The 12,649-nt window shown below is 68.1% G+C and carries 14 protein-coding genes and 1 pseudogene; 9 read left to right on the forward strand and 6 right to left on the reverse strand.

Features of this window, described 5'->3' with window-relative positions; genetic code table 11:
* The first annotated feature begins 74 nt into the window (after positions 1-74).
* Positions 75-1,556: a trypsin-like peptidase domain-containing protein gene (locus ACFQBT_RS15740; protein ID WP_377824093.1), complete on the forward strand. Its 1,482-nt coding sequence runs from the start codon at positions 75-77 to the stop codon at positions 1,554-1,556.
* A 177-nt stretch (positions 1,557-1,733) separates the two neighbouring features.
* Here ACFQBT_RS15740 and ACFQBT_RS15745 read toward each other — a convergent pair whose 3' ends face one another.
* The 5 genes from ACFQBT_RS15745 to ACFQBT_RS15765 are packed head-to-tail and all read right to left on the reverse strand — an operon-like array spanning position 1,734 to position 5,061.
* Complete coding sequence (locus ACFQBT_RS15745; protein ID WP_377824095.1) at positions 1,734-2,999, reverse strand: FtsX-like permease family protein; 1,266 nt, start codon at positions 2,997-2,999, stop codon at positions 1,734-1,736.
* A complete protein-coding gene (locus ACFQBT_RS15750) occupies positions 2,924-3,784 on the reverse strand; it encodes an ABC transporter permease (protein ID WP_377824097.1) in 861 nt (286 codons plus the stop codon). Before ACFQBT_RS15750 ends, ACFQBT_RS15745 begins: the two co-directional genes overlap by 76 nt.
* A complete protein-coding gene (locus tag ACFQBT_RS15755; RefSeq protein WP_377824099.1) occupies positions 3,781-4,068 on the reverse strand; it encodes a hypothetical protein in 288 nt (95 codons plus the stop codon). Before ACFQBT_RS15755 ends, ACFQBT_RS15750 begins: the two co-directional genes overlap by 4 nt.
* Positions 4,065-4,271 (reverse strand): hypothetical protein, encoded by a 207-nt coding sequence (locus tag ACFQBT_RS15760; RefSeq protein WP_377824101.1) that lies wholly within the window; start codon positions 4,269-4,271, stop codon positions 4,065-4,067. The genes ACFQBT_RS15755 and ACFQBT_RS15760 overlap by 4 nt, the downstream gene beginning before the upstream one ends.
* Before the next feature lies 1 nt (position 4,272).
* Complete coding sequence (locus ACFQBT_RS15765) at positions 4,273-5,061, reverse strand: ABC transporter ATP-binding protein (RefSeq protein ID WP_377824103.1); 789 nt, start codon at positions 5,059-5,061, stop codon at positions 4,273-4,275.
* Between the two features lie 73 nt (positions 5,062-5,134).
* On the opposite strand from ACFQBT_RS15765, the gene ACFQBT_RS15770 reads away from it, so the two are divergent.
* Both ACFQBT_RS15770 and ACFQBT_RS15775 read left to right on the forward strand, forming a co-directional pair.
* Positions 5,135-6,109, forward strand: a complete 975-nt coding sequence (locus tag ACFQBT_RS15770) for an SGNH/GDSL hydrolase family protein (RefSeq protein ID WP_377824105.1) — start codon at positions 5,135-5,137, stop codon at positions 6,107-6,109.
* A gap of 100 nt (positions 6,110-6,209) precedes the next feature.
* Complete coding sequence (locus tag ACFQBT_RS15775) at positions 6,210-6,503, forward strand: WXG100 family type VII secretion target (RefSeq protein WP_291523524.1); 294 nt, start codon at positions 6,210-6,212, stop codon at positions 6,501-6,503.
* A gap of 100 nt (positions 6,504-6,603) precedes the next feature.
* On the opposite strand, the gene ACFQBT_RS15780 is transcribed toward ACFQBT_RS15775, so the two are convergent.
* On the reverse strand, positions 6,604-7,374 hold the full coding sequence (locus tag ACFQBT_RS15780) for a DUF1028 domain-containing protein (RefSeq protein WP_377824108.1): 771 nt from the start codon (positions 7,372-7,374) through the stop codon (positions 6,604-6,606).
* Between the two features lie 71 nt (positions 7,375-7,445).
* Between ACFQBT_RS15780 and ACFQBT_RS15785 the strand changes: the two genes are divergently transcribed.
* The 6 genes and pseudogenes from ACFQBT_RS15785 (at position 7,446) to ACFQBT_RS15810 (ending at position 12,602) form a co-directional block, all read left to right on the forward strand.
* A complete protein-coding gene (locus ACFQBT_RS15785; protein ID WP_377824110.1) occupies positions 7,446-7,940 on the forward strand; it encodes a SigE family RNA polymerase sigma factor in 495 nt (164 codons plus the stop codon).
* Positions 7,937-9,034 carry a hypothetical protein gene (locus tag ACFQBT_RS15790; RefSeq protein WP_377824112.1) on the forward strand — a complete coding sequence of 366 codons (1,098 nt, stop codon included), beginning with the start codon at positions 7,937-7,939 and terminating at the stop codon, positions 9,032-9,034. Before ACFQBT_RS15785 ends, ACFQBT_RS15790 begins: the two co-directional genes overlap by 4 nt.
* A gap of 66 nt (positions 9,035-9,100) precedes the next feature.
* Positions 9,101-9,610 (forward strand): SigE family RNA polymerase sigma factor, encoded by a 510-nt coding sequence (locus tag ACFQBT_RS15795; protein WP_377824114.1) that lies wholly within the window; start codon positions 9,101-9,103, stop codon positions 9,608-9,610.
* Positions 9,607-10,695, forward strand: coding sequence for a hypothetical protein (locus tag ACFQBT_RS15800; RefSeq protein WP_377824116.1), 1,089 nt, complete (start codon positions 9,607-9,609; stop codon positions 10,693-10,695). Before ACFQBT_RS15795 ends, ACFQBT_RS15800 begins: the two co-directional genes overlap by 4 nt.
* 20 nt (positions 10,696-10,715) lie before the next feature.
* Positions 10,716-12,046: pseudogene (locus ACFQBT_RS15805) on the forward strand (C1 family peptidase).
* On the forward strand, positions 12,036-12,602 hold the full coding sequence (locus ACFQBT_RS15810) for a class I SAM-dependent methyltransferase (RefSeq protein WP_377824117.1): 567 nt from the start codon (positions 12,036-12,038) through the stop codon (positions 12,600-12,602). Before ACFQBT_RS15805 ends, ACFQBT_RS15810 begins: the two are co-directional and overlap by 11 nt.
* Positions 12,603-12,649 lie beyond the last annotated feature (47 nt).

Genomic DNA, 12,649 nt, shown 5'->3' on the forward strand with positions numbered 1-12,649 from the left:
GGCGTACGGGTCGCCTAACTCGATTCGGCCTAATTGGGACCAGAACACGACCGTCAACGTGAGGGAGAGCCCCCGTGAGCAACGACCAGTACCGACCCGAAGGCAACGACGCCGGGGCGGCACCCGTCGACAACACCCAGCCGATCTACGGACAGGGCGAGCACACCCAGGGGGTGCCGGTGGGCCAGCAGCCGCAGGGTTCCTACGCGCCCCAGCAGGGTTCGTACGCGCCCCAGCAGGGTTCCTACGCGGCGCCGTCGGGCTACCCGTCGTACGCCGGGAGCCAGTACCCCTCGCAGACCGGCCAGTATGCGCCGCAGGGTGGTCAATACCCTTCACAGAGTGGGCAGTACGCCTACGCGGGTACAGGCGAACCCGCCACCACGACCACCACGACCACCACGAACCGGTCGTCGCGCAAGGCACCCTGGATCGCCGTACCCCTGGCCGCCATCGTGGCTGCGGCCCTGGCCAGCGGGTCGACCTATGCACTCAGCCACGGCTCGAACTCCTCCGCCGTGGGCTCGTCCTCCGGCGGTGTGACCAGCACCAACGTCACGGTCACCGACAGCGGCCAGGAAGTGCGCAGTTGGGTGACCACGGCGGCCAAGGTCTCCCCGAGCGTCGTGTCGATCACCGTGACCAACGGCCAGTCCGGCGGTGAGGGCTCCGGGGTGATCCTGGACAAGGAGGGCCACATCGTCACCAACAACCACGTGGTCACCCTCGACAGCGACAGCACCAACGGCGACACGATCACCGTGACACTGAACGACAATTCCACCTATAAGGCCACGATTGTCGGCACCGACCCGAGCACCGACCTGGCCGTCGTCAAGCTGACCGACCCGCCCAGCGACCTGCAGCCGATCGCCTTCGGCGACGTGAGCAAGGTCGTCGTCGGCCAGCCCGTGATGGCGATCGGCAACCCGCTCGGGCTGTCCGGCACCGTCACCAGCGGCATCGTCAGCGCGCTGAACCGGCCGGTGACCACGGAGTCGGCCGACTCCCAGGACCAGTTCGGCCAGCAGACCGCGAGCAACGCGGTCTACACCAACGCGATCCAGACCAGTGCCGCGATCAACCCCGGCAACTCCGGCGGTGCGTTGGTCAACGAGGCCGGTGAACTCATCGGGATCAACTCCTCGATCGCGACTCTCGGTGGAAGCTCAGGGTCTTCTCAGTCCGGTTCCATCGGCATCGGGTTTGCTATTCCCCAGACCGTGGTCAAGAACGTCACGGACCAGCTGATCAGCAACGGCAAGGCAGTGCACGCGCAGTTGGGGATCAGCGCAAACAACGGCTCGGTCACGACCGGCGGAGCCACGTTGGCGGGGGCCAAAGTGGGCGATGTGGTGTCCGGGAGCGCGGCGGCGGACGCCGGGCTGAAAGAGGGTGACGTCATCACCGCCTTCAACGGTGCGGCGGTCACCTCCTCCGATGGTCTGGTCGGCTTCGTGCGGGCCCAGAAGGTCGGGGACAAGGTCACTCTGACCGTCTACCGCGGCGGTCAGAAGATGGACGTCACGGCGACGCTCAAGGAGGCATCCTCCTAGGCACGTCGTGGCGAGGGTCTTGCGGCACACCCTTCCTCCGCGTCGCAAGACTCTCCCCGGACGTACGGCTTGTGACGGGGCCGGAACGTCCAGCCGGGCGCCTCGTGGCGGTCGCGGTCGAGCACTGCTCCCGCATCGCCGCGGGGCGCCCGCACCTATTTCCTGCTCGGGCCGGCGCTACTCCGTCGCGATCGCGGCCAGCGGGGGCAATGCGGCCGCCCGTCGGGCCGGCCACCAGGCGGCCAGAACCCCGGCCACCACTGCGATCACCAGGCAGGCCAGCAGTTGCAGCCAGGGGATGTCCAGCACGTTGATGCCCCGATCGGCCTGCGAGCGCTGCAGCAGCCAACCGAGGAGGACGCCCGTGCTCAGACCGACCGCGGCGCCCAGGATGCACACGGCCATCGCCTCCAGCCGGACCATCCGTCGAACCTGCCTGCGGCTCATGGCCACTGCGCGCAGCAGACCGATCTCGCGGCTGCGCTCGGCCACCGACAGGATCAGCGTGTTGAGGATGCCCAGGATCGCGATGAGGGTCGTCAGCGCGAGCAGCGCGTAGATCACCCTGAGCAGTTGGTCAATGGGTTCGCGTTGTTCGGCGGCGAACTCGTCCTCGCTCTTCGCAGTGACCACCGCGTTGCCGGCGAGCGCCGCCGTGATACCGGCCCGGACGGTAGCGGCGTCGGCACCGGGCGCCCGTGACACCAACACCAACCGGTCCTCCGATCCGCCTCCCATCGCAGTGAACTGCTGCAGGGTGGTGATCACATCGACCAGGGCCAGCGGGCTCTGGTTCAGGATGCCGGCGACCTTGACGCGATGGGGCGTTCCGAGGAAATCGATGGCCACGTCCTGCCCTACCCGCAGATGCTGGGCCTCGGCGAAGTCCTGCGATACGACCACGCTCGCGCCGTGCCAGTCGGTCGCCTTCCCGGAGTCGAAATGCAGGTTCACCAGGTGCAGGAACGATGCGGGGTTGGTCGCGCCCAGGGTGATGGCGGTCGGCTGACCGCCCGGCGCAGTGAGGACCGCGCCGCCCTGCCGGATCCGGGCTACGTCCTGCACCCCGGGCACCTTCTCGATGCGGTCGGCGAACGTGTGCGAGAACGGCGCACCGTACGGCGCCGACACGATGTAGTCGCTGCGGAAGGTCGTGTCGACCAGCTCATCGACGCTTGCCCGGGCGGAAGCCGCGAATACCCCCATCATGGCCACCAGCGCCGTACCCATCATCAGCGCAGTGGCGGTGGCGCCGGTACGCCGCGGATTGCGCAGCGCGTTGATTCCCGCCAGGCGCGCCACGCTGCCCCACACGACACGAGCCGCCCACGAGGCCAGCCGGATCACCGGGTGAGCGAGGACGGGAGTCAGCATCGCCACGCCCACCAGGACCAGGACCATGGCCACCGTGAGGAGCAGATTGGCCGATGCCCGAGCCCGCACGGGGGGCGCCAGGGTGAGCGCGGCCAGCGCGAGAACGCCGACCCCCAGCACGGTGCGCGGCCACAGCGTGCGCTCGGCTGATGTCGGGTCCTCCCGCAGCGCGGCCGCCGGTGACATGGAGCTGGCCCGGCGCGCCGGGAGATAGGCGGCCACGAGCGTGACCGCCACCCCGAGGGCGGCCGCGGTGGCCGCACCGCTCCACGGCACGACCAGGGGGTGGCCGACAGGTCGTACCCGAACCGGCTGAACAGGTGCCGGATGACGCGCGCCAGGACGTACCCGGCAAGGAGTCCACCCGCCGTACCGACGACCCCTATCACCAGGGCCTCCAGGAGCACCGTCCGCCGGATCTGCGCCTTGCTGGCCCCCAGGGCCCGCAACAGGGCCAGCTCACGGGCGCGCTGGGTGATCAACATCGCGAAGGTGTTGGCGATCAGGAACCCGCCGGCCAGCAACGAGGTCGCCGCGAAGACCCACAATGCTGCCGTTACGAAACGCAGCGCCTTGTTGATGGTTCCGGCATCCACTTCGGCAGCCTCGCCACCGGTCAGCGCCTGGACACCCGCGGGCAGTACGGCGTTGACCCGGTCGCGCAGCGTCGAGGGGCTCACGCCGGGGTCGGCGACCACCCACAACTGCTGGAACACATCGCCGCCGGAGGTGAACAACTTCTGCGCGGTCGCAGTGTCCATCGTCACGAGCGTCGCACCCGGCATGCCGCCCGCGCCGTAGGTCACCAGCCCGACCAACTTCTTGGCCGATAGCGGCGAATCCCCGGTGGTCACGATGGTGACCGTGTCGCCGATCCGGTATCCCCCTCGGCGGCTGCCTTGGGATCGATCGCCACCTCGTCGGCGTTGGCGGGTGCGCGGCCGGCCAGGACCACCAGGCCAGGGAGACCGTTGATGGCGTGGCCGCTGTGGTAGTTCGTCGCGCTCCCCGGCAGATTGACGGCACCGAGGGCCTCACCGTTGCGGCCGAGCAGGTAGACGCCGTTCCGCAGGATCTGGCCCTCGACCTGCGCGACGCCCGGCACCGCTTCGACGCGAGCGATCAGCGAACCCTTCACCTCCCCTGGCCCGAGCGCACACCCGCCTGCCGGACCACGACGTCGCTCACCGTGCCCGACTGCACCGCGGAGAAGGCCCGCTCGAGGGTGCTGATGAAGATCAGCGAGCCGAAGGCGAAGCAGACGCCCAGCAGGACGGCGAACAGTGACATGGCCAGCCGCGCCCGGCGGGCGAGCAGGCTGCGCAGTGCAGCGGTGACCAAGTCAGATCCCGGCCCGTTCCGATCCTTGTGCGGCGACCAGCACCGTCTGACCGAAACCGGCTTCCAGGTCCTTCATCCGCTCCAGGACACCGGCCGCGGTCGGATGGCCCATCTCACCCACGATGCGGCCGTCGGACAGGAACACCACCCGGTCGGTGTGACCGGCCGCCGCCGCGTCGTGCGTCACCATGACAACGGTCTGGCCGAAGTCGTCCACCGCCTGGCGCAGCAGGCCGAGGACCTGGCCGCCGGCGACGGAGTCGAGATTTCCGGTGGGTTCATCCGCGAAGATCACCTCGGGGCGCGCGACCAGCGCTCGCGCGCAGGCGACCCGCTGCTGTTGACCGCCGGACAGCTGGGCCGGGCGATGGTGCAACCGGTCCGCCAACCCGACAGCGTCGATGATCTGATCGAACCAGTGCGTGTCCGGTTTGCGGCCGGCCATCGCCAGGGGGAGCAGGATGTTTTCTCGCGCGGTGAGCGTGGGCACGAGGTTGAAACCCTGGAAGATGAATCCGACCCGCTCCCGTCGCAGGCGGGTGAGTTTGTTGTCGCTCAGGCGGGCCAGGTCGTCGGTGCCGAAACGGACTTCGCCCGACGTCGGGCCGTCGAGGGCTGCCAGGCAGTGCAGCAAGGTGGATTTACCGGAGCCGGACGGGCCCATGATCGCGGTGAACTGCCTTTGGAAGATCTGTACGTCGATGCCGTCGAGAGCCCGCGTCGCAGACTCCCCCGTGCCGTACTCCTTCACCAGCGCCGATGCGCTGACGGCGACCTGGGGATCGGACATAGCCGCGATCCTACTGCGCAGTAAGGGCCCATTGTGGTCCGTCTCACACGGTCCGTGTGGTGGGGTGAGGACCGTGAGAACAGCTGCCCGCCGCCTTACCCGCCTTGCCGCGGCGGCCACGATCGTCGGGCTCGCGGCTTGTACGGGAACGACCACCGGGCCGGCGACGACTTCCTCCACGGCGCCGCCCTCCTCCACGACGACGCCGCCCGCAGACCCGTCAACCCAGCCGGCGGCCGGGCCCACCGCCCAGGGGTCGGTGGGTCGCTTTGCCGGGGCGCGCATGGTCAGCTTCGGCGATTCCTACACGGCGGGCACGGGAACAGCAGCCACCCAACCCTCGCCGGCGTCGTTCTGCGCGCAGGCCGCCGACAACTACCCCCGGCAGGTGGCCCAGGCCCTCGGGATGGTCCTCGCCGACCGGTCGTGCAACGGCGCGCGCACCGGGAATGTCGTGGCGCCGCAGGAAGCCCAGGGCCAGACCGCCGCACCCCAGATCGACGGCCTCACCGGCGACACCCGGTTGGTCACGATCGCCCTGGGCGTCAACGACAACGACCTCTTCGGGACCCTCGTCGGATGCAGCCATTACGCCGCGGTGTCGACCTCCGCGGCGCCGTGCAAGGACGCCGTCCTTGCCGCCTCGCCGAATGCGGTCGATCAGATTCCGTCCGTGACCGCGTCACTCGTGTCCGCCGTGCGCTCGGTCAAGGCGACCGCTCCCGGAGCGCAGATCGTGCTGTTGGGCTACCCGCAGGTCCTTCCCGACGGCGCACAGTGCCCCGCGCGGTGGCCGATCACGGAGGGTGACGCGCAGTGGGTCAACGCCACCCTTTCCCAGTTGGACGGTGCGATCGAAAACGCTGCGGCACAGACTGGTTCGACCTTTCTCGACCTTCGTCCGGTGACCGCATCGCACACCGCGTGCGCGGCGCAACCGTGGTTCAACGGCGCGAGTGTCGCCGGCGACGACGGCTCCAGCTACCATCCGCGATCGGGATACATGACCGGCGTGGCCCGCGCGCTTCTCGGCATCCTGCGCGACTGAATTTCCCTGTGGACAACGTTTTTCGAGCCCTGCGACGCGCCTAACGTCGACGTATCGCGCTCACATCCGGTGGGCCCATCGTCACCAGGGGGACGATTCCATGAGCAACACCTTCGCCGTCAACACCACCGAGATCGCCCGGCACAGCAGCGACCTCAACCTCATCGCCGGCCAGATCCAGGACGCCATGGGCGCCATGCGGCGCAAGTTGGAGGTCCTGCAGGGGACGTGGACCGGTTCCGCATCCGGTCAGTACGCGGCGCTGCAGCACGAGTGGGAGGGTCAGCAGGAGAACGTGCGCCGTACCCTGGAGAACATCTCCGGGGCGCTGGGCCGGGCCGGCTCGTCCTACCAGCAGACCGAGCAGGACGTGCTGGCGACCTTCCGGCACTGACGTATCCCTAGCGCTGCAGTGCAATTCGGGTAGCGGCCACCGGCTGATAGCGCCTTTCAGCCGATCGACGCAGTGGCTGCTCGCAACTGGCCCAGCACGATCACGTCGATCTGGCCGGGGTGCAGTCGCAGTTCCAGGTTCTCGACGCCGGCCCAGGTGTCCAGATCACCGAAACCCAACGCGGCCAGGCGGTTCGCGACCTCCGTGGCCAACTCCCCTCCAGCGGCAGCAACTCCTCGGACTCACCGAACAGGAGGTCATGGATCTGCAGCAAGCGCTTCAATTCGGGGATCGGCGCGACGTGGTCATCGACGCGCAAGTCGTAGATCACGTCGTCGCCGGGGGTGTAACTGCCGGTGGCCGACACCACGAGCAGCGCCGCGGACTGCCGGCCCCGGGAGTCCCCGCCCGCGACGTCGCCTGCTTCCAGGGAGCGCACCAGGCGCTGCGCCAACGGGAGGTCGTCGGTGGCCTGCCACTTGTCGTACATCGCGTCGACCACGTCCGGCCCGGTGAGGATGTTGCCCTGGATCGCGACGTTCGGCGCGGTGCGGCCACCCGCCCACGGCAATGCGCCGCTGCCGGTGAAGGTGGCACTGCCGCCGCTGGCGTCGACCATGCCCGCCTGGCGCTCTTCGCGGCGTTCGTCCGCGGCGGTGATCGCGGCGAGCGCTTCCGGTGCGCTCAGGCCTTCGGCCAGGCGGTCCAGACCGTCACGCTTGTAGAGGGTGTTGCACAGTGCCTGCGTGGCGATCGCGCCTACCCCGAAGCGGGCGGCCGGGACCGCGGCACCGACGGCGAGAAACTTCGAGGCCACCGCGACCCCGAGATCACCGGTCGCCGCGTCCCGCGCCACGATGGAGAAAGTCATGCCTCACTGTCACACAACCTTTTGACCGGCTATGACGTAGGTACCGGTATGACAGATTTCGGGAGGCGGGGATGAGCGGGCGCGACGACGCTGCGTTCACGGCCTTTGTCGCCGCCAGTTCGTCCTCCCTGTTGCACACCGCGTGGCTGCTGTGCGGTGATCCGCATCGCGCGGAGGACCTGGTGCAGGAGACCTATGTGCGGGTCTACCGCAAGTGGCGCTCGATGAACGGGCAACCGTGGTCTTACGCCCGCAAGACACTGGTCAACCTGAACACCGACCGCTGGCGCGCAACCCGGCTCGAAGTGGTGTCCGATGATGTCCCCGAAACGGGCTCGACGATCGCCCAGGAGCAGGTCGATGCGCGTCGGGCGTTGATCAGCGCCCTGAACACGCTGCCCCGCCGCGAGCGCGATGTTGTCGTGCTGCGGCACTACGCGGACCTGTCGGAGATCCAGGTTGCCGACCTGCTCGGCATCGGGGTCGGAACGGTCAAGAGCGCCGGATCCCGCGGATTGGCCCGGTTGCGAACGCAACTCGACCCGGCGTTGGAGGGACAGTCATGAGCATCGACGTGGAAGAGCTGCTGCGAGAGACGCCCGCACCCGCGATGAGCCTGTCCCCTGGATCGGTGCTGAACGCCGCCAAACGGGACGTGGTACGCCGACGCCGCCGGTTCGCCGGTCTGGCGACGGCCGGTGTCGCCACGGCCGCCGCTGTCGCGATCACGGTCGGTGTGGTGGGGGGCCAGGAGAGCACGCCGCGGCCACTGCCGGCGCAGACCGCTACGCAGAACAACTCCTCGTTCCAGACCGATTCGCTGCGAGCAAGCTTCTTCCGGCGCAGTGACGGCTTGCCGCTCGGCCAGGTGCGGTCCACGGCGATCCCGGTCACCTCGAGTGACGGGTCGGGCATGACACCGGAGACGCTCTATGCGGTGAGCACTCGGGACGGAGTCCTGCGTTTGAGTCGCGTTGAAGGCACCCAGCAGGTGCTCCTGCCTCTGGTCGCGCAGCTCTCGGACGGTGGATCGATGACCACCGATCGTGGGCAGTCGCTGGTGGTCCGTCCGCTGCCGGCTGACGTGCGGGAGGCACAGGAAGTGTTCGCCGACGGCGGATATTCGGAAGGAAGCGGGCTGACCATGCCCGACGGAAGCACGGCAGGCGTCTTCTGGCTCGGGGCAACCGTGCCTGCCTCGGATGCGGGGTTCTCGTGGTGGCGCACCACCTCGGGGGCTCTGCGCTCCTCGACCGGTGAGGCCGCGAAGACCGTGACCATGTCGACCGGCGGCCGCACAGCGACGTACTGGGAGTTCACGAAGAGCGCCCTGTGCGGCATCGACGAGGACGCCGGCTCATCGCAAGCCCCCATGACAAACGGGCAGTGTGACGATCTCGGTGGGGCCAGCGGGTCCTCGTCGGGCGGAACAACGACCTACCGCTTCGAGCAGCTCTGGACGGTCAACGGCCCGATCCGCGACGTCACCGGTACCCCACGCTCCGGCGTGACCGGCGCGGCCCTGGAGACCGCTCAGATTCCCGGGACATCGCGGTGGATCATCTGGACCACCGGGAACGGTACGTCCACCGACACAGGGAACACGCCGTACCGATGGGTCAGTTGGATCGGACCGGACGGGCCCCACCACACGAACTGAACCGCGGACTCAACCTTTTGCCGCCGCTGTGCGTCTGTTTCGGTATGACCATGACATCGGGGCGACGTGGACGCGGCTGAGCAGGCGCGGTTCGTCGAATTCGTCCAGGCCAGCAGTCCGCACCTGCTGAAGACGGCCTGGCTGCTCGCCGGCGATCCGCACGTCGCGGAGGACCTGGTCCAGGAGGCATTGGCCCGCGTCTACACCAAATGGGGCAGTGCTCAGAAAGCGCCCTGGGCGTACACCCGCAAGGTGATGCTCAACCTGCGCACCGACCGGTGGCGGCGGACCGGGCAGGAGATCGCCACCGCCGACGTGGCCGAAGCCCCGACCCGGGACGCGCACGGCACCGTCGATGCTCGCGCCGATCTGGTGCGCGCGCTGCGTGGGCTTCCGTTACGCGAACGGCAATGCGTCGTCCTGCGCTACTACGCCGACCTGTCCGAGGAGGAGACCGCCAACGCCCTCGGCGTGAGCCTCGGCACCGTGAAGAGTTCGGCCTCCCGCGGTCTGGCCACTTTGCGGACCCTCGTCCCCCTCGCGTCATCCGAGACCACGAAAGGCAGCGCGTCATGAGCACCCAGCTCGAAGACCTCTTCCACGACCTGGACGCGCCGGAAATGAGCGTGTCACCGGACGCCGTGGTCGCCGCCGGTCAGCACAAGGTACGCCGACGCCGGGCCCTGTGGGGCGCCGGCACCGGGGCGCTCGCGGCAGCTGCCGCTGTCGCGATTGCGCTGGGTACGGCGCTGCCGAACTCCTCGTCCACCTCGCCCATGCCCGCGCACACCTCGCGCATCGCGCTGGGTCCGCTGTTCAACGGTGCGACTCACGACGGGCGCTTCACCAGTACGGCGATGGGGTCGGGTGACACCCCGACTCCTACACCCACTACGAAGTACGAGGCGTACCGGGACTCCCACGGAATTCTGCGGATCCGGCGTCTCGACGGTTCGACCACCGTCGATCTCCCGGAGGTCGCACAGTTCAAGGACGGTGGATCGGCAACCAACGACCGCAATCAGACGGTGATCATTCGTCCCGTTCCGGCAGACGTCACCTCGGCCAGCGTGTGGCTTGATCCTGATGCCAGCGCGAAATCCGGCTACTCGACCTCAGGGGTCGTACTCCCGGACGGCACCACCGCAATCGCCTTTGTCACCGATCAGCGGATCAACCCGGCCAAGGATGTGGGCTACACCTCGTGGTGGACCACGGCAGGACAGCTGAAAGCCTCAACCGGCGCTGTGGCGGACACGGCTGACCTGCCCTCCACCGGTACGTCGACACTGCGCGCCTGGAGCTTCCCGACCCTGGGCAGCTGTGGCGTGATGAGAATCAGCAACGACGGCACGACGGGCGGGTCCACAGATGCCAGCGCCGACGGCAGTTGCACGGTCGATCTGGGCCTCGGTCTCGGTGGGGATGAGATGACCTTCGTGTGGATGACCGTCCGACCCGGGCCGGTGAGCAACATCAGGGCGATCCCCGCGCCCGGTGCTCATGCGACGTCGGTCCACCAGGTCACTGTGTCGAGTGGTCAGGTGGTTCTGTGGGCCGAGACTGCGAAGAGCGGCGACCTCAAAGACGGCGTGTTCTCAACCGTCACCTGGGTGGGACCCGACGGTAAGACAGTCACCTACCACCACGACGACAAGTGACCACCCGGACGTAGCATCGAATGGTGACTGCTGAATTGACGCCCGACTTCACCGAACAGCTGACCAAGAACTTCGACGCGGACCCGACCGCACGGTTGTTGCAGAACGCCGTGTCCACCACGTCCATCGACAAGGTGGCCATCGACCGCCGGGTCGTGACATCGATCGATCACTCCGTCTCGAACCTGCTGGACGACTGGAGCGCCACCAACCAGGAGAAGAGCGGCCGTTGCTGGCTGTTCGCCGGCACCAACCTGCTGCGGGCGGGTGCTGCGAAGATGCTGGACGTCAAGGACTTCGAGTTCTCGCAGAACTACCTGCTCTTCTGGGACAAGTTCGAGAAGGCCAACTTCTGGCTCGAATCGATCATCGAGACGGCCGGCGACGACGTGGACGACCGGACGGTGGCGCTGCTGCTCGACCGCTCAGCGGAGGACGGCGGTCAGTGGAACATGTTCGTGGCCCTCGTGGAGAAGCACGGCTTGGTACCGAAAACCGCTATGCCGGAGACCAACTCGTCGAGCAACACGCACCTGATGAACCGTGACCTGTCTGTGGTGCTGCGCCAGGCGGCCCGCGACCTGCGCCAGCGCGCTGCGGACGGCGCCTCCGGTGACGAGCTCGGTCAGGCCAAGGCCGACGTACTGGCCACGATCCATCGCCTCCTCTCGATCCACCTGGGCACTCCCCGGAGTCCTTCATCTGGCAGTGGAAGGACAAGGACTCCGGCTTCCACCGCAAGGGCACGATGACCCCGCAGGAGTTCGCCGCCGAATACGTGACCATCCCGCTCGAGGACTACGTGTGCGTCGTGAACGACCCGCGCAACGAGTACGGCAAGACCTTCACGGTCGCGCATCTGGGCAACGTGGTCGGCGCCCGTCCGGTGACCTACCTCAATATTGAGGTTGACCTGATGAAAAAGCTTGCCGTTGACGCGATTTCGGGTGGTGAACCGGTCTGGTTCGGCTGCGACACCTCGCAGATGAGCGACGCCACGCTCGGCATCTGGGACGCCAAGCTCTTCGACTACGACGCGGTCTACAACGTGACCTCCGACCTGAGCAAGGCCGACCGGCTGCTGCACCACGAGTCCCTGATGACGCACGCGATGCTCTTCACCGGCGTCGACCTGCTGGATGGCGCGCCCCGCCGGTGGCGCGTCGAGAACAGCTGGGGCTCGGAGAAGGGCGACAAGGGCTTCATGACCATGAACGACAACTGGTTCGGGGAGTACGTCTTCGAGATCGCCGTACGCCGCGACGCCCTACCCGCCGACCTCCAGTCCGCACTCGACCAGGAACCGACGGTGCTGCCGGCCTGGGATCCGATGGGCGCCCTTGCCAGTTGACTCGTCGCGCCGACCGGGTGACGCCGACCCATCCCGCGAGCGGGCCAAGGAACGCGGCCACGACCTCCTCGCGCCGATCGATGCGGCGTACTCGTCCGGCGAGATCGACCAGGACGAGTGGCATCGTCGGGTGCTGGCCGTCGTCGAACCGGCCTACCTTGCTGGCGACGAGCGGATGGGCTCGGGGCATTCCGGCACCGCGCAGGAGTGGGAGTCCTCCCGGTCGATCGTCATGGCGGCGATCGATCGGGACGGCACCTTCCTCGACATCGGCTGCGCGAACGGTCTGCTCATCGCCTCGGTGCACCGCTGGGCCGCTTCTGCCGGGCACCTGGTCGAGCCGTACGGCGTGGACATCTCGCCAGCCCTGGCGGCCCTCGCGCGATCGAGGTACCCGCAGTGGGCCGAACGCATCTGGACGGCGAACGCTGCAACCTGGCGGCCACCCGTGCGTTTCGATCTGGTGCGGACCGGCCTGGAATACGTCCCCGCCGATCGACGGCAGGATTTCGTCCGGCACCTGGTCGATCACGTGGTGAGCCCCGGGGTCGACTGATCATCGGCAAGACCAACGAGGATCGTGCTGAGCCCTCTACTCCCCGT

Origin of the sequence: Branchiibius cervicis (assembly GCF_042661605.1) — a bacterium.
GTDB classification, from domain to species: domain Bacteria; phylum Actinomycetota; class Actinomycetes; order Actinomycetales; family Dermatophilaceae; genus Branchiibius; species Branchiibius cervicis.